The 20,818-nt window shown below is 45.0% G+C and carries 21 protein-coding genes and 5 pseudogenes; 18 read left to right on the forward strand and 8 right to left on the reverse strand.

From position 1 onward, the window contains the following. The first annotated feature begins 30 nt into the window (after positions 1 to 30). The 9 genes from BZG75_RS15695 (at position 31) to BZG75_RS11010 (ending at position 7,146) form a co-directional block, all read left to right on the forward strand. Positions 31 to 165: an IS3 family transposase gene (locus BZG75_RS15695; RefSeq protein WP_077576985.1), complete on the forward strand. Its 135-nt coding sequence runs from the start codon at positions 31 to 33 to the stop codon at positions 163 to 165. Positions 166 to 319: 154 nt separating this feature from the next. Next, positions 320 to 802, forward strand: coding sequence for a hypothetical protein (locus BZG75_RS10975; protein WP_077461946.1), 483 nt, complete (start codon positions 320 to 322; stop codon positions 800 to 802). An 87-nt stretch (positions 803 to 889) separates the two neighbouring features. After that, positions 890 to 1,204, forward strand: coding sequence for an Imm58 family immunity protein (locus BZG75_RS10980; RefSeq protein ID WP_077576987.1), 315 nt, complete (start codon positions 890 to 892; stop codon positions 1,202 to 1,204). A 153-nt stretch (positions 1,205 to 1,357) separates the two neighbouring features. Further along, on the forward strand, positions 1,358 to 1,921 hold the full coding sequence (locus BZG75_RS10985; protein WP_077460234.1) for a dihydrofolate reductase family protein: 564 nt from the start codon (positions 1,358 to 1,360) through the stop codon (positions 1,919 to 1,921). Between the two features lie 87 nt (positions 1,922 to 2,008). After that, complete coding sequence (locus BZG75_RS10990; RefSeq protein ID WP_077460660.1) at positions 2,009 to 3,016, forward strand: hypothetical protein; 1,008 nt, start codon at positions 2,009 to 2,011, stop codon at positions 3,014 to 3,016. Positions 3,017 to 3,240: 224 nt separating this feature from the next. Then, positions 3,241 to 4,809, forward strand: a complete 1,569-nt coding sequence (locus BZG75_RS10995; RefSeq protein WP_077460659.1) for an ATP-dependent nuclease — start codon at positions 3,241 to 3,243, stop codon at positions 4,807 to 4,809. Continuing rightward, positions 4,794 to 5,822, forward strand: a complete 1,029-nt coding sequence (locus tag BZG75_RS11000) for an AAA family ATPase (protein WP_077460658.1) — start codon at positions 4,794 to 4,796, stop codon at positions 5,820 to 5,822. The genes BZG75_RS10995 and BZG75_RS11000 overlap by 16 nt, the downstream gene beginning before the upstream one ends. A 178-nt stretch (positions 5,823 to 6,000) precedes the next feature. Continuing rightward, positions 6,001 to 6,624: a Type 1 glutamine amidotransferase-like domain-containing protein gene (locus BZG75_RS11005; protein ID WP_077576989.1), complete on the forward strand. Its 624-nt coding sequence runs from the start codon at positions 6,001 to 6,003 to the stop codon at positions 6,622 to 6,624. Positions 6,625 to 6,705: 81 nt separating this feature from the next. Continuing rightward, positions 6,706 to 7,146, forward strand: a complete 441-nt coding sequence (locus BZG75_RS11010; RefSeq protein WP_077460656.1) for a hypothetical protein — start codon at positions 6,706 to 6,708, stop codon at positions 7,144 to 7,146. 21 nt (positions 7,147 to 7,167) lie between these two features. Here BZG75_RS11010 and BZG75_RS15425 read toward each other — a convergent pair. The 8 genes and pseudogenes from BZG75_RS15425 to BZG75_RS15585 form a co-directional block, all read right to left on the reverse strand. Continuing rightward, positions 7,168 to 7,578, reverse strand: a pseudogene (locus BZG75_RS15425) (transposase); the annotation flags it as partial. Positions 7,579 to 7,588: 10 nt separating this feature from the next. Continuing rightward, a pseudogene (locus BZG75_RS11015) lies at positions 7,589 to 8,098 on the reverse strand (transposase); the annotation flags it as partial. Between the two features lie 25 nt (positions 8,099 to 8,123). Then, a pseudogene (locus BZG75_RS15700) lies at positions 8,124 to 8,279 on the reverse strand (IS110 family transposase); the annotation flags it as partial. 461 nt (positions 8,280 to 8,740) lie between these two features. Then, the gene (gene vapC, locus BZG75_RS11025; protein WP_242413600.1) at positions 8,741 to 9,133 is read right to left on the reverse strand and encodes a type II toxin-antitoxin system VapC family toxin; all 393 of its coding nucleotides are present in this window, start codon (positions 9,131 to 9,133) and stop codon (positions 8,741 to 8,743) included. Positions 9,134 to 9,138: 5 nt separating this feature from the next. Further along, positions 9,139 to 9,333: a type II toxin-antitoxin system VapB family antitoxin gene (locus tag BZG75_RS11030; RefSeq protein WP_077460653.1), complete on the reverse strand. Its 195-nt coding sequence runs from the start codon at positions 9,331 to 9,333 to the stop codon at positions 9,139 to 9,141. Positions 9,334 to 9,473: 140 nt separating this feature from the next. Beyond that, positions 9,474 to 9,764: pseudogene (locus tag BZG75_RS11035) on the reverse strand (type II toxin-antitoxin system RelE family toxin). After that, entirely contained in the window at positions 9,754 to 10,002 is a 249-nt protein-coding gene (locus BZG75_RS11040; protein ID WP_077460652.1) for a type II toxin-antitoxin system Phd/YefM family antitoxin, read from the reverse strand. Before BZG75_RS11040 ends, BZG75_RS11035 begins: the two are co-directional and overlap by 11 nt. A 311-nt stretch (positions 10,003 to 10,313) precedes the next feature. Then, positions 10,314 to 10,483 (reverse strand): annotated as a pseudogene (locus BZG75_RS15585) (IS4 family transposase); the annotation flags it as partial. A 43-nt stretch (positions 10,484 to 10,526) separates the two neighbouring features. On the opposite strand from BZG75_RS15585, the gene BZG75_RS11050 reads away from it, so the two are divergent. The 9 genes from BZG75_RS11050 (at position 10,527) to BZG75_RS11090 (ending at position 20,783) form a co-directional block, all read left to right on the forward strand. Next, on the forward strand, positions 10,527 to 10,955 hold the full coding sequence (locus BZG75_RS11050; protein WP_077460651.1) for an N-acetyltransferase: 429 nt from the start codon (positions 10,527 to 10,529) through the stop codon (positions 10,953 to 10,955). 21 nt (positions 10,956 to 10,976) lie between these two features. Next, positions 10,977 to 11,537, forward strand: a complete 561-nt coding sequence (locus tag BZG75_RS11055; protein WP_241824055.1) for a GNAT family N-acetyltransferase — start codon at positions 10,977 to 10,979, stop codon at positions 11,535 to 11,537. Between the two features lie 14 nt (positions 11,538 to 11,551). Beyond that, entirely contained in the window at positions 11,552 to 11,794 is a 243-nt protein-coding gene (locus BZG75_RS11060) for a hypothetical protein (protein ID WP_198532306.1), read from the forward strand. 160 nt (positions 11,795 to 11,954) lie between these two features. Next, positions 11,955 to 12,197, forward strand: coding sequence for a type II toxin-antitoxin system Phd/YefM family antitoxin (locus BZG75_RS11065; RefSeq protein ID WP_021022842.1), 243 nt, complete (start codon positions 11,955 to 11,957; stop codon positions 12,195 to 12,197). After that, entirely contained in the window at positions 12,194 to 12,457 is a 264-nt protein-coding gene (locus BZG75_RS11070; protein ID WP_077460648.1) for a Txe/YoeB family addiction module toxin, read from the forward strand. The genes BZG75_RS11065 and BZG75_RS11070 overlap by 4 nt, the downstream gene beginning before the upstream one ends. A gap of 232 nt (positions 12,458 to 12,689) precedes the next feature. After that, positions 12,690 to 13,079 carry a response regulator gene (locus BZG75_RS11075; RefSeq protein ID WP_077460670.1) on the forward strand — a complete coding sequence of 130 codons (390 nt, stop codon included), beginning with the start codon at positions 12,690 to 12,692 and terminating at the stop codon, positions 13,077 to 13,079. Next, entirely contained in the window at positions 13,072 to 14,721 is a 1,650-nt protein-coding gene (locus BZG75_RS11080) for a diguanylate cyclase (RefSeq protein ID WP_077460647.1), read from the forward strand. The genes BZG75_RS11075 and BZG75_RS11080 overlap by 8 nt, the downstream gene beginning before the upstream one ends. A gap of 24 nt (positions 14,722 to 14,745) precedes the next feature. Continuing rightward, on the forward strand, positions 14,746 to 17,604 hold the full coding sequence (locus tag BZG75_RS11085) for a PAS domain-containing protein (protein ID WP_077576993.1): 2,859 nt from the start codon (positions 14,746 to 14,748) through the stop codon (positions 17,602 to 17,604). Continuing rightward, positions 17,601 to 20,783 (forward strand): response regulator, encoded by a 3,183-nt coding sequence (locus BZG75_RS11090; protein ID WP_077576994.1) that lies wholly within the window; start codon positions 17,601 to 17,603, stop codon positions 20,781 to 20,783. The genes BZG75_RS11085 and BZG75_RS11090 overlap by 4 nt, the downstream gene beginning before the upstream one ends. Positions 20,784 to 20,818 lie beyond the last annotated feature (35 nt).

Genomic DNA, 20,818 nt, shown 5'->3' on the forward strand with positions numbered 1-20,818 from the left:
TTAAATCGCTTAAGGGCGAGTTAATCAAAGATGCCACCGATTGCTAACTTAAGGCACTTACGAGAGAAGCTCAGAAAATATATTCAGTACTTTTATAATCGAACACGGTTACACAGTAGCATTGGCTATATGTCGCCGATAGCGTTTGAAAAACAATGTACTTAACGAAAGACGTGTCCGTTAAAGTGGATCAACATCATTCCCAACGCTTGGTATTTTTCATTCCATTGTTGGTTTTTGTGTTTAAGGTGGTATGGTCAGGTATTGTGGTAGCGTTGCTCACACCTTAATGCGGCGTTAAAAGTCACAAGGAGCTACTATGCAAGAGATCCATGAAAGGGTAATCGTAACAAATGACCTATCGTGCACTAGAGGCAATGAAGAGGTTTCTGTTGTTCACGCCTGCAAGAGTCCATGCCATCAAGGCGCAGTGGGCTACCGAGGAAAATTACCAAGTACTCATCCAAACTACCTAGTGCTAGAGCAAGAGTATGATTTATTTCTCAATATCATTGACCCACCTGTTCCGTTGTTCATGCCTCCGCTATTTACGGAATTTTTAGCGTTTGCCAATAAACACTGGTCTCAAGGCAGAAAACTGCTAATTCATTGTAATCAGGGAGAATCGAGAGCCCCCTCACTAGCAATGTTGTTTTTGGCGAAAGGTGTTTTTGCTATACCTGATACATCATATGAAGTGGCTAGATCTGAGTTTGAAAAACTCTATCCAAGATACAATCCGGGTAAAGGGATTGAAACGTACTTTTCAAAAAACTGGACGCAACTTGGCAGCAACTTTTAACAAGGCCAGCCAGAGGGAAGTCAAAACCGCCGCTTCGCTTTGGTTTTGCCTCCCCTGCTGGCGGCGTTAAAAGTCATCGAGTATCGCATGAATAATTGGAAAGCATCATTTTTCGTCACTCTTACACTTCTGGTCGGTAGTAATCTGTTTTGGCTGTATTCCGCAATTGATGCTGGCATTACATATACATATCAGCAAGTAAGCCTAGATGATCTAAATGATGCCCATAGCTTTCTGGGTGATCTTGTTGTAAAAGGTGGCAAGGATTATTCCCAAAAAGATATTCTGCATTTGGTGCGGCAGTCCTATCCAAATGCATTCATTGTCGAAGATGGCAACAAAATTATCGTAAACAATGTCACGTTCACCTTTGAAGGCGGCAAACTTAGCAAGGTGTACTAGCGTGGAAACTTTTAACAAGGCAAGTCAACCTGACAGCTTACACTCCGTTTGTTTTTATGCGGGAAAAGCATCGCATAGAAACAAACTCCATTACATCTGCAGTTGCTTGCGGCGTTATAAGTAATCTTAAGCACCAAGCTAAAGGGATATAAAATGAAATGCTCTGTATATATCGCCACGAGCGTAGATGGCTACATCGCCACTACTGAGGGATCTGTCGATTGGCTTCACAATGCTGGCAATTCAAAAGCTGACATCGCAGAAAATCCAGATATGGGATTTGGAGCGTTTATAGCCTCAGTTGATTGCATGATCATGGGGCGGAAGTGTATGGAAACGATTTCGGATATGAATTTGTCTGCTGAGCAATGGCCCTATGGTGATATTCATATTGTCGTGTTGAGTAACACGATTACAACACCACCGGAAAACTTGAAGAGCAAGGTAGAAATGTTTTCAGGTGATATTACTGACTTAATAAAAGAGCTAGAGGGAAAAGGTTTCAACCATGCTTATATTGATGGTGGAAGCACAATTACATCATTCCTAAATCATAAGCTCATCGATGAAATGACAATCACTAGAGCACCTATTTTGTTGGGCGGCGGCATCCCGCTTTTTGGTCAACTAAACGATCAAATAAAACTGGAAAACTCAGAGGCGATTGCTTTTGCAAACGACTTTGTTCAAGTAAAGTACGAAGTAAATTACTTATAACAAGGTGCTGTTGCCGGATTGCATTTCCGCTAGCGCTACAACGCAACCGCAAAGCGCGGCGTTATGCAGCAGGAGGATATTTAAACTATGGCGCAACTTATCGCCCTAATTTTATTACCACTGGTCTTGGCTTTTGGCCTGACTTTTGTTTTTGTATCGAAGGGAAGAAATTTTGTAGAGCGTACTCGATTTGTTTTGACTCTTCATCCTGAGCTAGGGCTAATGAAACAAGGATTACTTTGGTTGGTAATTCTAGCTCCGATTCTATATTTTCTCGGAACAGGATTTTTAGCATGGCAAGACTATGACGTTCTTTTGAATGCTGAAGGCTTTCAAATGTTTTTGCAGATTTCAGTATTGCCCTTGGCTTTACTTTCATTAGCTATTCCTTTGTCCGTTTTGATTAGCCGACTACATTCTACTGAGCAATCTGCCAAGCAGATTGAAATTGTGTCGCACAAAAACAATCTAGATACTTATCGCTCACATCGGCAGGAATTGTTCTCGTACTTTGAGCAAATAGGCAAGACAGAATATCTTTCATGTATTGAAGTCAACTTTAAGGTTCATCCTCGTCTGCATACAAATTTCTTCTTAGGCTCTCCAACGGAAGGGCTGCCATCCCCCAATGTAGCCGCATTTAAGGACATTGAGTCTGAGTTATCTACTGCTCAGTGGGGAATTGATGCAACGTTGAAAGATGTAAACAAGCCAAAGACGCTTTCTTTTTACCTTGATGCTTGCAGTACAATATTTAGGCTGTCTGAGAAGCTTGGTATCCCGGAAATTTACATTGAATTAGCTGAAAAGGGTGTGCTCGTACCAGCAAAAATTGAAAAACAACCTGAATTGGAATCACTATTAACTGTCGGCACAACTACGGATGAATTGGTGGCAGCATATCGCATCGCAAGATCTTTTTATCTAAATCTGTGTGACTTTGCTTGTCTCACGCCTAGCATAGATACTCCTGAATACAGAAAGTATATCGATACAGGTGGTCGTTACGCTAAAGTGAATGATTATTTGTCCGTAGAGCGTTTACATGAAACTGAGATAAAAAGTGCGTTAGAAAAGTCGGGAAAAGTTACATAACAATAAAATTTAAGGGTGATTCACAACGCACGACGCTCTTACTTCAAGCAGGTTTAGTGTTTATGGCACATTGCTTTAGGTAGGTGGTTAGCGTTGTTCACACCTTAATTTGGCGTTATACGGCGAACATAGTACGTCCGCTTTTGACCCAAAGCGGACACAGGTTGAATAGCCATTAGCGTATTTCTTCGTTGAAGAATGCCAATAAAAACAGGATAGATGGCATGAAAGAAATTGAACAAGTGAAGCTTCTTAATTTTAGAAGATTCCCCTCATTTGAGTACAAGGCAAACTCTGAACGAAATATTTTTATCGGTGATAATGAATCAGGTAAAAGCACTATTCTTCAGGCAATAGACCTCGTATTGAATGGAAGCAGAAACCGTATTGAAACCCTTGGATTAGAATCCCTGTTCTATAAGGGTGCAGTTAACGAGTTTCTAGAAGGCGCTAAACGCATCGAAGATTTACCGGAGCTAAAGATTGAAGTTTTCCTAAAAGACTTTGGAAATCAAGATCTCGAAGGCCTAAATCATACGGAACATGGCATACGCCATGGATTAAAATTGGAATGTAAGCCAATGGATGAATATGGTGCTGAAATTAATTCAGCTCTTGAAGCTGAAAACCCGCTCTTTCCATTTGAATATTACAGCATCCAATTCTCTACTTTCGCAGGCGTGCCATACACGCAAAACCGCAGGTTTCTGAGACATATTTTTATTGATAGTTCATTAATCGGAACGGAATACGCAACTCGGCATTATACAAAATCACTTTACGAAGCGAATACAGATGTTGTGCATCGGCACAAAAACCATCATTCCTACAGACAGGCTAAGTCAGAGTTCACTCACAATAATCTGGCAGAGCTAAACAAAAATCTGACTGACACGAAGTTCGAGATTAAAAACGATAGCAAATCCAATATCGATCAAGATCTCATGATAACGGACAAGGGCATACCTATTTCTCAAATGGGAAAAGGCAATCAGTGTTTTATCAAAACCGAATTTGCACTGAGGAAAAAGGAAGATGCAGAACCTATAGACCTTATCTTAATTGAAGAACCTGAAAACCACCTTAGCCATGTGAAGATGAAACAGCTTCTATCCAGCCTGGAAGAAGCGTCAACAACGCAAATAATGATTGCCACTCACAGCAATAGTATTTGCTCACGACTGGACTTACACAATGCTTCAATATTAAGCCCTGAAAGCACTAACCCCATTTCCTTGAAGGACCTTCCTGATGAAACTGCCAACTTCTTTGTTAAAGCTCCAGACAATAAGATTTTAGAATTTGTATTGGCTCAAAAGGTAGTGCTTGTTGAGGGTGATGCCGAGTACATACTGATTGAAGCTATGTTTGAGAATTTTTTCAACGAAAAGCTAGATGATTCCGAGGTGCATGTCATTTCAGTAGGTGGAACGAGCTTTAAACGTTATATGGATTTGGCGAAGCTATTGAACATTAAGACGGCAGTTATCCGAGACAATGACGGCGACTTTCAGAGAAAATGCGTAGAAAATTATGAAGATTATGTCACGGAGAAAATCAGAGTGTTCTACGATGAGGACGACGATAACCGATCCACTCTGGAGCTATGCATATTTCAGGATAATGAGGAACTTTGTGGTCAGCTATTCTCCGAAGGGAGAAAAACGTTAACAGTACTAGAGTATATGCTCGCTAATAAAGCAGATGCGGCACTAAAGCTTTTAGAAGAAGGTGGCAACAAGATTAAAGCTCCAGATTATATTGCGCAGGCACTGACATGGATAAAAGAGTAATCTTTGCAGTTGCAGGTGCAGGCAAAACAACCCACATAATTAATAGCCTTTCTCGTGGCAAGCGAGCGTTAATCGTTACTTATACTGAAAATAATTACAACCACCTACGACAGCGCGTAATGAGGAAGTTTGGTGAGCTGCCAGAAAACATTACAGTCATTACCTATTTCACCTTCCTCTATTCTTTCTGCTACAAGCCATTTCTCCATGACAAGATAAAATCAAAAGGGATTAATTGGAAAACACCACCACCGGCTACTTTTAAGTTTCCGAGAAATCGCATGGCTTTTTATCAAGATCCCAGCGGAAGACTTTACAGCAATAGGATTGCAAAGCTTATTGAACAGAAGGATGTTGTAGAGCATGTGACTTCTCGAATTGAAAAATATTATGACCAGTTTTTTGTCGATGAGGTGCAGGACTTCGGTGGAAACGATTTTAATTTATTAAAACGGCTCTGTTCGTCTAATTTGGACATTAATTTTGTAGGTGACTTTTTTCAACATACATTTGATACCAGCACAGATGGAAGGACAAACTCAAATCTGTATGATGACTTTGATAGCTACAAGAAACACTTTGAAAGTGTGGGGCTGGAAATAGATATTTCTTCACTATCTCATAGCTATCGTTGCACACCACAGGTGTGCGGATTTATCAAAAATAATCTAGGTATCGATATAGAATCGCACAAGGAAGAAGATTCCGAAGTGAAATTAATTAACGACAATCAGAGAATAGAAGAAATTTACAGGTGTGAGCATACAGTAAAATTATTTTTTCAAAAGTATTATGAGTTCGACTGTTTTTCTCAGAATTGGGGGAAATCGAAAGGGCAAGATCACTATATAGATGTGTGCGTAGCACTATATCCTGCTGCTATGAAAGCTTTCAAAGATAACAATTTCAATGCTTTGCCTGCATCTAGTCGAAATAAGCTCTATGTTGCATGCACACGAGCAAACAGACACATTTATTTTGTAGAGCAGAAACATCTAAATAAATTTAAATGATATTGGACTATTTTAAAGTCTGAGTGTCCGCTTTTGGCCGAAATTGAAAATGGAAATGATGATGTATATCACGTATAACAAGCGCAAGCACTCGGAACAATTTTACGCTTCGCTCCAAATTGTCCGGTGTTGCGAGCGTTAAGTTTCTAGAAAAGTGTTCGGGAAGAAAGGAGATGTAATGAAAAAGATGTTTTTAACTTCATCTTTCGTGGATGTGGCAGATTTATTCGTGGAGTTCGCCGAGGAAAAATGTGCAGGAAAAACTGTTACATTCATACCTACGGCGAGTCTTGTCGAAGATATTACATTTTATGTGGATGCTGGCAAAAAGGCCCTTGAAGAACGCGGGCTAATTGTTGACGAACTTGAAATTTCAACGGCAACCAAAGAAAAAATAAATAGTACGCTCAAAAAGAATGACTATATCTATGTTACTGGTGGTAATACCTTCTTTCTCCTTCAAGAGCTGAAAAGAACAGGCGCGGACACAGTTATATCTGAACAAGTAAATTCAGGGAAAATGTATATTGGTGAGTCTGCTGGTTCCATTGTGCTTTCACGCAATATTGAGTATGTAAAAGAAATGGATGATTTCACTGCCGCGCCGAACATTGGCACGTTTTTATCGTTAGGAATGATTGATTTTTATCCGGTTCCTCACCATACAAACTTCCCATTTAAAGAGTCAGTCGAGAAAATCATCTCTATTTTTGAAGAGAAAATAGATCTTTGCCCCATTAGCAACACACAAGCGATTGCCATACATGGCGATAAATTTGAAGTCTGGGATGCCAAAACTTAACAAGTTACTGCATTGGAAAAATAACTCGCTGACGCTCGTCATTTTCCAGTGAGTAAAGCGTTATACATTTTCGAGGAAACTATGGATTTAGAGAATATTGCTTCAATTGCGACAGCAATTGGCGTTGGTGTTGCAACTTGGCAGATACGCGAAAGCAAAAAGCTCGCTCAAGTAACGTTTGAAGATTCATTTAACCAACAATATAGAGATCTGATTTACGAAATCCCGGTTGATGCGCTTCTTGGCAAAAACCTGTCTGATCCTGAAAAGTTAAAAGCACGCGAAACCGTGTTTAACTATCTCGACTTGTGTAACGAGCAAATTGCTCATAGGCACAGTAAGCGTATAAGTGAGCGCCGCTGGAAGGACTGGGCGAGTGGAATTGAAGAAAATATTAATAGAGCTTTGTTCTCTGAAATTTGGTCCGAGATTAAAGAATCTGCTCCAGGAATATTTAGTTTTTTGGAAAAACTAGAGCAAGAAGGCTTCAAGTCCGATCCCAAAGTTTGGTCAAATGTATAACAAACGAGTATGTCGTCAATCCTAAATTTTAGCGAGATTTTTATCCCACATCACGCCGTCTCTGAGCATCGAATTTAAGATCACTACCATCTTGCGCACACAGGCAATAATGGCCACTTTTTTCGGCTTTCCAGCGGCGACTAATCGGGTATACGTCGCTTTAAAAACAGGATTACATTGCATCGCAGACATCATCGCCATATACAACACGGTACGAACTTGAGCACGTCCACCTTGGATCACCCGTTTGCCTTTATATCGCCCACTTTCTTTTGTCACGGGTGCAACACCAATGAGAGATGCCGCTTGTTTGTTAGTTATATAGCCCAGCTCAGGGACGTTACTGATGATAGATGCTGCCGCAATGCTGCCAATGCCAGGCACGCTTTGTAAGAGCGTATTTTTAGTCTGATATTCAGGGCATGCTTCAATAACTTCANCCCCGTTTGCCTTTATATCGCCCACTTTCTTTTGTCACGGGTGCAACACCAATGAGAGATGCCGCTTGTTTGTTAGTTATATAGCCCAGCTCAGGGACGTTACTGATGATAGATGCTGCCGCAATGCTGCCAATGCCAGGCACGCTTTGTAAGAGCGTATTTTTAGTCTGATATTCAGGGCATGCTTCAATCAACTTCACGAGTTTTTGTTCGATGTTGGTGATTTAATTTTTCATCGCAGTGAGCATGGGTTTGATGGTTGAATGCAAGGTTTTGGGCAGTATCTGCAAGCGGTTCTTTTCCATCGTTTGCATAGATAGTAGCTGGTTTCTCCTGATGACTAAATCACTCATTAAACGTATATTTTCCGCCTTGATAATGGTGATTTCAGGCTTAATGGCGTCGCCATAATGTGCGATTAACTCAGCATCTAAGCGGTCATTTTTCGCTCTGCGGCCAATGGCGCCGGCGAAGCGTTTAATGTGCACAGGGTTGGCGAATTTCAGGCTTAATGGCGTCGCCATAATGTGCGATTAACTCAGCATCTAAGCGGTCATTTTTCGCTCTGCGGCCAATGGCGCCGGCGAAGCGTTTAATGTGCACAGGGTTGGCGCGTACGATGGGTAAATTGGCTTCAATACACGCGAGCACAAAGGGCATTTCTAATCGGCCAGTGGCTTCAATGATGATGCGCTATGTAGCGTCAATTATCTTGGCCGGTTTTCCGACAATTATCCTGGCCGGTTGATACCGATTTTTAACTACCGTTGCTCATCGCCATTTTGCGCCGGTATCGACGCCGATGTAGATGTTTTGATTGGATGCAGTATTCATAATAAGCTAACTCTTGTTTGCGTAATACGGGTTCTAGACCCAGTCGAGTATTCGAGTTTGGTACTTGGAGTTCTAAGGTGCGTTCATGTTTGTTATCGGTCTCTCGACAGAGGAGTCAGCGTTCAATCGAACTGCACATTAGAAAGCTTTGGTTGCAGCTAAAGCCTGGGTCTCACTTTACCCAAATACGGGTGAGATTATCCATACAAACGGCTCAAGAGGGACTGTCAACGCTTGGCATTTTCACTATGCGTTGCTTTTTGTGGTTACGGTGTTATGCGGAAAGTTGGTAGTAGCGTTGGTTGCCCCTTAACCGGGCGTTATGTTTCTCTGAGGGCAGGCTCAAGCCCAAGATGATCAACAAAGGGGATAAAGTCGCGATCCAAAAACAGCAAAGGTAGCTTTTTCTCTATGCAGAAAGTCGCGATGATCACGTCGGCAGTTTTTCGGATTGTGATGCCCTTTTTGCGAAGTGCCCTATAATTGTCAGCGCAAACAAGTGCCATGTCTTTGTCAAACATTTCATACTGCTCCAGCGAGAGCAGGCTCTGTTTGGTCTGACGATAGTGTTTGTCGTTGCGGATGCCTTGAAGGATTTCCAGAAATATGAGGTCGCCGATAGCGACGGATCCGTGGACTATTGAGGCATCCAGCAGGTCAGTGTGCGGGTTCTTGACTCCGTTGAAATAGTCGATCCATACACTGGTATCCACCAATATCATCCGGCGCCCCGCATTTCATCCAGGTCGCCTTCCCACTTGATTTTGCCTCGCAGTTTTCGAATTTCCTGCTGCTTGCTAAGCTGAACTAGAAGTTTCAGACCTTGCTCAACAGCCTCTTTTTTGGTTTCGTAGCCGGAGGCTTTGAGAGCTTCTGCCATCAACTGGTCGTCTATGACGATGTTCGTTCTCATGTCGCACCTATGTGTATAGATTTCGGTTTCCATACACAATCTAGCACGTCAGGAAGAACATAACAATCGGCTGCACAGCGACCGATTTTCCGCCGCTTCGCGGCTCCAAACCGGCGCGTGAGCCGGGCGTTATACCGCAATCAATCATCTAACCTTTTCATAGCTTTACGGTAAACGTCGCTATGTTCGCGTTTTCCGACTGCTAAGACGGTTACAATGATGACATCGTCTTCAACTTTGTAGACAAGACGGTAGCCCGATTGACGCAGCTTAATTTTATACATAGTGTCGGTTCCAGAGAGCTTTGAAGCCGGAACATGCGGGTTATCTAAGCGCTCGATTAGCTATTTCTTAAATTGTTGTTGCAGCGTTGAGCCAAGCTTTTTCCACTCTTTGAGTGCGCTCTTTTTAAAGTTGAGTTTATAGGTCATCAATGTTTACCGAAATGGTATCTTCAGATTCACGCTCTTTTGCAATAGCGAGTAGTTCAAGATCTTCCAGTCTGTCCATCATCATTTCGTACGCTTCGGCAGGTACGCAATAAAATGCTGGCTCATTTCGGTTCAATACAGCAACAGGTTCACCGTTAGCACTAGTTGCAACTTTCATAGGATTAGCCTTCAACTCAGTAATGCTTGCAGCAACATCGGCTAAAATTCTAGTGGTCATATAATCGGTCTCTTAAGTGGTCTTTATGTTGGTCATTTTAGCCTCAACCAAGCGTATGACAAGGCATGTAAGAGGGATTTGTAACGCGTGGCAGTTTCGCTTCGCTCAAGTATAGCCAAGCATCGCTCACCTTAATGCGGCGCTGGCGGATCCTCTCATAATTGACCGGGCCCCAGCGTATGCGTTAGCCGTTGATATTCCCTGATGGCCCTCTGATATTGGGTCAGCTTAATCAGATATCGTCGATGATTTCTTACCTTGCGACCAAGACGAGGTATCGAGAGAGCGCGACGATGCTTGATGGTATTGGGAGGCGAGTTATAGTCGCCATATTTAAAAGCTTGCTCATACAAAGTGACGGCACGTCCATCCACGGCAATAGAAGCACGCAGTGTTATATAGCGCAATTGATCACGCACATCCGACCAATCAACCAAGATAACGGACAAGGATTCGCGCGTATAATCAGGTGCGCATGCCAGTGTTATGCTACCCCGATAAATTTGACAATCTAGAGTTCGAAAATGATTAGAAAGTACAATTCAAATGACTTAGATTCGGTTCTTGAAATCTGGCTTGAAGCGTCTGTTAAAGCGCATGATTTCGTCTCGGCCGACTATTGGGCTTCGCAAGTTGAGAATATGCGTGAGATCTACATCCCAGCGTCAGAGGTCTACGTTTATGAAACCGAGTCAAAAGTCGTTGGCTTTTATGCACTGTATGAAAATAATTTGGCTGCCATCTTTGTGTCTCCTGCCTTTCAGGGCCAAGGTGTTGGTAAGCAATTATTGAGTCATGCGAAGTCTCAAAGAGCAGTGTTAAACTTGTCGGTATACAAGGAAAATCAGGCGAGTTATCGGTTTTACTTATCTCAAGGTTTTAGCGTGATAAGTGAACAGCGAGATCAGCATACGGGGCATCCTGAGTACACAATGAGTATGGGCACAACCTAACGTATGATAACAACGAAAAGATTGATACTTCGGCAATGGGATGACGCCGATCAACAACCCTTTGCGCAGATGAGCCGCGATAGCCGTGTCATGGCGCACTTCCCAAAGTGTCTGAGCCAGGAAGAAAGCGACAAGATGGCAAGAAAAATCCAGTCGTTAATCGCCGAGCGTGGTTGGGGATTCTGGGCTGTCGAGATCCCCGACCAACACGCGTTTATTGGCTTTGTCGGTTTGCACATACCGAAAGATACGATGCCGTTCTCACCTTGTGTTGAGATTGGCTGGCGACTTGCGCCACAACATTGGGGTAGGGGCTATGCCACAGAAGCGGCTAATGCGTCGCTACACTATGCGTTTATGCACTTGGGCGTAGAGGAAGTCGTCTCTTTTACTACAGTGAATAACATTGGCTCTCAGGCAGTGATGAAAAAGCTTGGCATGTCCTATGCGTATCATTTCGCGCATCCTGATCTCGACGCGTCTGATCCGCTTAGCGAACATGTTTTATACAAAATCAGCAAAGCGCAGTGGGAAGTGTTTGATTACACTGACATTTGCTCTATGCTCGACGTAAGCGACTAACATAAGGAAAAATGATGATTATTATCTGGTTTATTTTGGCTATTTTTGTCGCTTTTTATGCATCATCAAAGGGGCGATCAGGGCTTGGCTTTTTCTTAATCTCATTGATTCTTTCTCCATTGATTGGCTTTATTATCGCTTTGGTTGTTGAAGAGCGCTCTGTTGAAATAGGAGAAATGAAAAAATGTCCGATGTGTGCCGAAATGGTGAGAGCTGAGGCTAAGTTATGCAAACACTGTCATTCTGAGCTGGCCTAATGATAAGTGTTCTTATTGCAACCACCTAAAACAGTGTTGGAAACCAGGTGGCGGCCAACGCGGCGGTTTGAGTGAGCGGATGTTAACGAAAACGTTCGTCTTGACGTACGTACTTGATACCGTACAATTGATTAAAAGTTAATCACACTGGAGAAGCGCTATGACGGGGATCACTGCCACTGAAGCGCGTAGCAAATTGTATCGGCTCATTGATGAAACCGCCGAATCTCATCAGCCCATTGTTATTGCGGGCAAACGTAACAAAGCGGTGCTGATTTCAGAAGAAGATTGGTCAGCGATTCAGGAAACACTTTATCTGCTTTCTGTGCCAGGGATGCGCGAGTCGATTCGTGAAGGCATCGCCACGCCGACGGATGAATGCGATGAGGAGTTGGACTGGTGACATGGAAGTTGGTTTACACCAAACAAGCCCAGAAAGATGCAAAAAAGCTGGCCTCCAGTGGCCTTAAACCAAAAGCGCAAGAACTGCTAGCACTGATTAAAGACGATTCCTACCGTAAACCTCCTCCGTTCGAAAAGCTTGTCGGCGATCTCACCGGTGCCTATTCACGCCGTATTAATATTCAGCATCGCTTGGTCTATCAAGTCCTCGAGGATGAACAGGTGGTGAAAGTGCTCAGGCTCTGGAGCCATTATGAGTAGTGGCTGTCATCGGCCTTTATTGGTTGCTGTTGTTAATTGCGTTGTTCTCTGGGCTGGGCACCATGTTTGGAGCGCAAAAATTATCCGTCTGTCCCACCAGAAGCTGACGTTATGCACTACGCTAAAAGACACAACTGACTAAAATTCAAAGACAAAACGCTAGTCAGTTGGTAGCAGTAAACGGGTCGCCGTATTTGTTGTACACCGTTAGGCGAATGAGCAAGGAATGTATATGGCTGTTTTAAATAAAGTTTTATATGTAGAGGACGATCCTGATATACGAGAAATTGCTACCCTAGCACTCGAGGATGTGGGCGGCTTCACTCTTAAAACCTGTGAATCGGGAGAGCGGGCCTTGCAGGAAGTGGACGGATTTAAGCCGCAAATCATACTGCTCGATGTCATGATGCCAAATATGGATGGCCCAGAAACACTCACCGCGATGCGGGAACGAGGACTCGTTGATGACTCGGTGCTCATTCTTTTTATGACGGCGAAAGTTCATCCAGAAGAAGTGGCGCGCTATAAAGCGTTAGGGGCGAGTCATGTTATTTCTAAACCTTTCGATCCTATGACATTAGCTGATGATGTGCGTGCGTTTTGGGACGAATTCAATGGATGATAACAAAAAGACTAATGACACCGAAAAGCGTCTTGAAAGGCTCAAGGAAGCGTACGCTAAACGGCTGACCTCGGAGTTTAAACGGCTTCATGCCATCAATGATAAGTTGTTATCAGGCCATGATGACCAGGAAACGTTAAAGGCGTTGCACTCTGGGTTGCACACCATTGCGGGCGCGGCGGGAACATTTGGTTTTGCTAGTCTCGGCGAAGCGGCCCGTCAATTTGAGCAACAGGTTGCCAAGCGCTTATCCCAAACAGAACCGCCCACCAGCCTGCCAACTGATTGGATGGAAGCGCTTGAGTCTGCGCACCATAAAGATAGCGTGTCAGCGACGCAAAGTACCACAACAATCCAGCAACCGGTTATGGAAGGGGCGCCTATTATCGGCTTGGTCGAGCGCGATAATATTTTGGCTAAATACGCCCAATCCCAGTTTGCTCGTTTTGGTTTTCAGGTGTACTGGATAAAGGATGCGAAACAACTAAAACAATTGACTAAACACGCACCTGACTTACTGCTTATTGACCATCATGCTATTCAGGACGACGTGTCTGATTCCGATTTAGCAACTTTATGGAAGACCAAGTTACAGCACTTTCAATGTCCCGTCTTTTTCATTGGTGCTGAGGAAAGTTATCACGCAAGGCTGATGGCATTGCGCGCGGGAGGCGCGGGTTATTATCCCAAGCCGTTGGACATGGCCAAACTTGCCTCAAAGTTTGCGCATATGCTTGGTCACATAGACGCGGAACCTGGTCGGGTTATGATGATTGATCAAGACCCAGCCCTCGTCTCTCAATGCCAATCTGTCTTAGAAGATGCAGACATGAACGTCGTGACACTGGATAAGCCAGAACGACTGTTTGAGTGTATCAGCGAGTTTAATCCTGAAATTATCCTTGTCAGTGTCTGGTTACCGCAGGTGACGGGCGCTGAATTAGTGGCCTTGCTCGCGCAGACAGAGCATTGGTCACATTTGCCGATTATTTTCCTCTCTCGCGACCCTAACGCAGATTTGCGTCGCCAATCATTGTTGCTAGACGGCGATGCCATTCTTGAGGTGCCGGTGGACACGGATCTTTTGGTGCGCCTGTGTCAAAGCAGAATACAGCGATTTCGAGCGTTTAACCGCACGCAACATCAAGACGGGCTGACCGGCTTATTGAAACACGCTAGCATCAAAGACGCGTTGCAAAAGCAATGGCAATTGGCGCAGCGTCGGTCGCAAGTATTCAGCGTGGTCATGTTGGATATTGATCACTTTAAAGGCGTGAATGACACCTATGGTCACGCTATTGGCGATCAGGTGATCGCGGCAATCGGTACGCTTTTACGTCAGCATTTTAGGAATACAGATAAGCTTGGCCGATACGGCGGAGAAGAGTTTGCGCTGGTATTGGCAGATTGTGATGCTGACCAAGCCGAGCATTTGGTTAATCAGTTACGAGAAGATTTCGGAGCGATCACGTTCAAGGCGAATGACACCACATTTTCTTGCACGCTGTCCGCCGGCATTGCCGACAATCAGCGCTTTCCGACAGAACCGAGTGAGTCTTTATTGGCGCTCGCGGACAAAGCCTTGTATCGCGCCAAGCATGACGGACGAAATTGTGTCGTACAAGCAATGAATACCCCTTAATCGCTAATTCTCTGGAGCCTTTGTATGCGAACGCCACCTATCCCTGATAACGAAGCCGAGCGTCAACAGGCACTAGACGAAACCGAGCTGCTTAACAGTGGTGCCGACTCTCGCTTTGATCGCATTACTCGCTTATGCCTTGACTTGTTTTCTGTGCATATCGCGCTGGTGTCACTGATCGATCGTGAGCGACAATACTTTAAGTCTCGTCAGGGGTTAGATGCCTCTGAAACCCCAAGGGATATCTCTTTTTGTGGGCACGCCATTCTGGGTAGTGAACCATTGATTATTGAAAACGTGCTAGACGATATGCGTTTTTGTGACAATCCACTTGTCTGTGGGGCGCCGGATATTCGGTTTTATGCGGGTATGCCGATTCACAGCAGCGAGGGTTATCGACTGGGCACGCTATGCCTAATTGATAACCAACCAAGGCAGTTTAGTGAACATAACGTGGCGCAACTAAAGAACCTTGCTGGCATGGTGGAGGATCTGATTTGGACCGATATCTATCAGCGACGTGAGTCAACAGCGTTGCAGCAACAACTGCAAACTAGCCACGATGAAATGGCATCGCTGATTAATAACATACCAGGCATCACGTTTCGTTGTTTGCCAGATAAAAGCTGGACCATGCTTTACATCAGTAACCAAGTTGACACCATCAGTGGTTATGCCGCCGACGATCTGATAAACAATAAACGCGTTTGTTATGCGGATCTCATTCACCCTGATGATGTGTCCGTTGTTGATGACGCCGTTACCAACGCCATGGCCAACAATGAGGAATGGCATATTGAGTATCGTGTTCGGCATCGTACGCTGGGCTTTCGCTGGGTGGAGGAACGAGGTAAATGTATTGAAACAGATCCTAGGCATCCACAGGTGCTTGAAGGGTTTATTATCGATATTACTCGAGAGCGCAATGCCCTGACGCAGCTGGAGCGGCATCATCAGGCATTAACGGTGCTGACTGACATTGCCTTTTCCAGTCATGGGAGCTTGGATGAGAGAATCAATCATGCCTTGCAAGAGGCCAAGCTCTACTTGAGGGCTGAATTGGCCATTGTCAGTGAAATAAAAGGCGAGGTGTATACGGTTAACTGGATAGCTGGGCCGTCAGACACAACGATTGTTGCAGGGCAGCAGTTTGCATTAGAAGACACCTGGTGTCAGTTTTTGATGGCAGAGAACCCCAGCAGCACCACGCAGGAACAGTTTATTGCCGATACCGATCGCCCAGAGTTTCAGCAACATCCGTGTTATAAAACTGCACCGGTAGGCAGCTATGCTGGCGTTGTCATCAATGTCTATGGTCGCCCCTGGGGCACATTGAATGTGTCATCTTCTCGTGTGCGTTCAGAAGACTACAACGATGGTGAAAAGCTATTTCTGCGTCTATTGGGCAACTGGCTGTCCGATGTATTGACTCAGAATTTGAGTCAACAACGGCTGATCAAGTTAGCGGCATTACTACCGGGAACGCTTTATCAATTCCGTCGTTTTCCCGATGGGCGTATGGTTTTTCCTTATAGTTCTCCTCAAATAGAATCTTTGTACGGCATTACACCAGAGCAGGCCGCTGAAGACGCCACGCCGGCGTTTGAACGTATCCATCCTGGTGATATCGAGGCTATCCAGCAATCCATTGAGCATTCGGCAGACACGTTAGAACATTGGCAAGCGACATATCAGAGCAATTGCCCAGGAAAAGGGTATCGTTGGATATCTGGCGAGGCGAGGCCGGAGAAAATGATCGACGGTAGTATATTGTGGCACGGTTATTTGCAAGATGTTCACGAACAGCATCAGGCGCGTTTAGCTTTGGAGCAGAGCGAGGCGAGGTTGCGTAGCTTGTTTGACTTTTCTCCTATCGGCATCGCTTTGAACGATTTTGTCACCGGACAGTTTCTTGATCTCAATGATGCTTTGATTGCACCCACGGGTTACACCCGCGAAGAATTTGTTTCCCTCAGTTATTGGGATGTCACGCCTAAAGAATATGAGCAAGAGGAGCAAAAAGCGCTGGCAAGTATGCAAAGCACGGGTCGCTATGGGCCGTTTGAAAAAGAGTACATCCGCAAAGATGGCAGTCGTTATCCGGTCCGTCTGCAAGGCATGCTGAGCACAGAGTTGGACGGAAGAAAGGTGATCTGGTCCCTTGTCGAAGACATTACTGAGCGTAAAAAACTCGACAAAATGAAAGATGAATTTATTGCCACCGTCAGCCATGAACTGCGCACACCCTTAACGTCGATCAAGGGGGCGTTAGGACTCTTGAATGGCGGCGCAACTGGGGAGTTACCACCAAAGGCTAACAAGTTGCTGCATACTGCCGAGCGTAACGCAACACGTTTAACCTTGCTGATTAACGACTTGTTAGATATGGAAAAGCTCGTGGCAGGAAAAATGCCAATTCAGAGACAAAAGCAAGATCTTGGCTCGCTATTGGATGACGCGATAGAGTCTGTTAAATCCTACCAGTATCAAACCCAGACACAAATACGCCCCCCAAATAACTGGCCGGCTGTGACGGTCAATGTTGATGGACCAAGATTGATTCAAGCACTGACCAATCTTTTATCTAATGCGATCAAATTCTCACCAGAAGGTGAGTGGGTAGACGTTTCGGTAATTGTTGATAAAACGCTGGTTGAAATTGCTATCAGAGATCGTGGACCTGGGGTTGACCTGGCGTTTCAGGATCGACTGTTTCAGCGTTTTAGCCAAGCTGACAGCAGTGATAATCGCAAGGTTGCTGGTACAGGACTGGGGCTAGCGATTACGCGGGAGATATGTCAGCAAATGGACGGTGATGTGGGGTACCGCGATGCTGAGGGCGGTGGAGCGTTGTTTTTTATTCAGTTGCAGGTTGCACAATGAGCGTCGTTGCTAAACAGGTGATGGCAACGCTGTTACTGGCCCTTATTGCCGTCGTTGGTAACATGGTTAACTTGCCTTTGTTTTTCGGCGTGCATTTTATCTTTGGCTCGGTGGCTGTCATGCTGGCCATAAGATTGATCGGGCTATGGCCAGCCGTGTTCGTGGCGTTAGCTGGCGGTTCTTATACCTGGATACTTTGGGGTCACCCATACGCGATGCTGACACTGGCATTGGAAGCGTTTGCGGTCAGCTTATTGTATCGCCGCGGCGTAAAAAACTTGGTACTCGCGGATCTCGCTTTTTGGGTAGTGGTGAGTCCGATAGTGCTAATACCACTCGACGTCATGGTCATCGGGATGGATGCCAGTTCCGCTATCATGATTGCTCTGAAGCAAGCGTTGAACGGTGTGTTCAACGCGCTTATTGCAGGACTATTGGTAAAACTGCTGATTTGGTATTTCCAGAATGGCACTATCAAATGGTTACCGGCAAAGGTGCGGCTCCAGGAGCTGCTTTTTGATGCCCTGTTGTGCCTGACCCTTATCGCGGGAATGACACCCATCATTATCAACAATCAAGATAATATAATAAAAAACGAGCAACGGGTCGCTGACGAACTTAAGCGGGTTGCCGAGGGTGCCGTGGCTCGGCTCAACCAGCAACCCGATCGTTCGCTTGATAGTCAAGAGAGATCATTACGGCCGTCACTGTCTCAAGGTGCGTCTGGTGTGGCGATATTAAATCGCGAGGGAACACCGACAGTGCAGGTCGGTGATTTACACTCTGTTTTACCAGGGGGAGTCCGGCCGCTAACCAGTGCCGATAACCTGTCTATTTGGTTGCCGGCGTCGGGGGGTAATTTGGTTAATCGCTGGCAATCGGGCTTTTATCGTTACCAATTGCCATTAACAGACCGGTTCGACGCTATGGTCTTGCTTGCAGAGCGGCCGGCAGCGCCATTGATAGACGCTATTGAAAGGAGTCGTAATCAAAGCTTTATTATGCTTTCAGGCATTGCTTTTTTGAGTATACTCGCGGCCTTTTCGTTGAGCCGAATCCTGATTCAGCCTCTATCACGACTCGATAGGGCAAGTCGTCATCTACCTGAAAAAATACGCTATCAATTGAGTGTTGTGCTGCCTCAAAGCCGAGTAGCGGAATATGCTGTTTTGTCGACATCGCTGCAAGATATGAGCCATGCGCTTAGCGATAACTTCCGTGAATTGGAAAAGGCACGGGCAAACTTGAAGCAAGAGGTACAGGATCGTACCCGTGAATTGGCAAGCACTTCCGATCTGCTCAGTAATATATTGGCCGCCTCGACTGAGGTTGCGATTATCGCGACGGATACGAGAGGCATAATTACTTTATTCAACACCGGCGCTGAGCGACTGCTTGGTTACCATTCTGCCGAGGTCGTGGATAAACACAGCCCTGCCTTGTTTCATGTGCCCGACGAGGTGGAAGAACGATCTCAGGCGCTATCAGGTCAGTTTAATCGGGCGATAACTGGGTTTGATACCTTTGTGACCATTCCGGTGTTAGAGGGCGCAGAAACGCGTGAATGGTGTTATGTCCATAAGCAAGGTCAGCATATTCCGGTTACGTTGACAGTGACGGCGATATACGACGACAGTCAAGAGATTACCGGTTTCCTCGGGATTGCCCAAAATATCACCGAACGCAAACGCCATGAGCAAATGAAGAATGAGTTCATTTCTACGGTCAGTCATGAGTTGCGTACGCCGCTTACTTCGGTGTCTGGTGCACTGAGTTTAGTGCTGGGTGGACGCTTGGGTGAGATCCCTGATAAAGCCCAAAAAATACTCAACACCGCACACCGTAATAGCGAGCGGTTAGCGTTATTGATCAACGATTTACTCGATATTGAAAAAATAGCGGCCGGCCAGTTGTATTTTGATATGCAAGTTCAATCTATTGATCCCATCCTTGAACAATGTTTAGAAGAAAATAAAGCATACGGTGCAGAGCGGCACGTCGACATCATCTTGAACAGTGAAACGGCTGATGCCGAGGTTCGAGTAGACAAACAAAGGCTGAAGCAAGTATTGGCTAATCTGCTATCTAATGCGATCAAGTTTTCGCCTGATGGGGCGACGGTCACCATTGATACCGTGATGGATGAACAGCACGTGACCGTGAGTGTTACTGACCAAGGTTGTGGTATTGCTGCGGACTTTTATCCCAAAATTTTCCAAAAGTTTGCCCAAGCCGATAGCACAGATACACGGCAAAAAGGTGGCACGGGGTTAGGGCTTGCGATTACCCGTGAACTCGTTGAAAAAATGAATGGCAAGATAGGTTTTGAGTCGATCCCGGGAAAAGGCGCCCGTTTTTACTTTCAGCTGCCGTTGCATGAAACAGTGAAGACCAAATCGGTCGATCAGCATAGGCCGACTGACTCGAACATTGGTGACAAACCAAACATTAACTCTTCATATAATATTCTAGTGATTGAAGATGATCCCGACGTGGCTAGTCTATTAAAAATAGTGCTGGAAGAGGCTGGATACCGAGTCGATATTAGCCAAGAGGGTATGGCGGCGTTAAAAGCGTTACAAGCAAGGCATTATGATTTAATCAGCTTAGATTTAATGCTGCCCGATATCGGTGGGCTCGATATTATTCGTCGGATAAGACAGCATGCCGACACCGCTAATATTCCCATTGTTGTGGTGTCTGCAAAGATGAAACAAGGACGGTTAGAGCTTAATGGCGACGCTGAAAACATTGAATGGTTAGCAAAACCCATCGATCACAAACAACTCATCAGTCTAGTAAAACAACAGTTGCTAACGTCTACACAGGCAAAAATTTTGCACGTTGAAGACGATATAGATTTACATCGAATTGTTCAGGCGATGGTCAGTGATTATATGACGCTTGATCATGCTCTCACACTGAGCCAAGCTCAATCGTTGTTAACGCAACACGCGTATGATGCTGTCTTGTTGGATATTGGTTTACCCGACGGATCGGGTTGGCGCTTAATTCCAGTGATTCAAGAAACACAGCCAACGGCTGCGATTATCGTACTGACCGGTGAGGAGATTAGTGCTGAACGATACGATACGGTTCACGGTGTGTTGATGAAAAGGCAACTGACAACTGACAGGCTTGTGGATATTATCGGCAAGCGTATTACGCGTGAGCGGTAACGTTCCTAGCGTTAATCGAGGCGCTAGACGACAAC

The sequence above is a fragment of the Salinivibrio sp. AR640 genome, from assembly GCF_001995405.1.
Classification (GTDB): domain Bacteria; phylum Pseudomonadota; class Gammaproteobacteria; order Enterobacterales; family Vibrionaceae; genus Salinivibrio; species Salinivibrio costicola.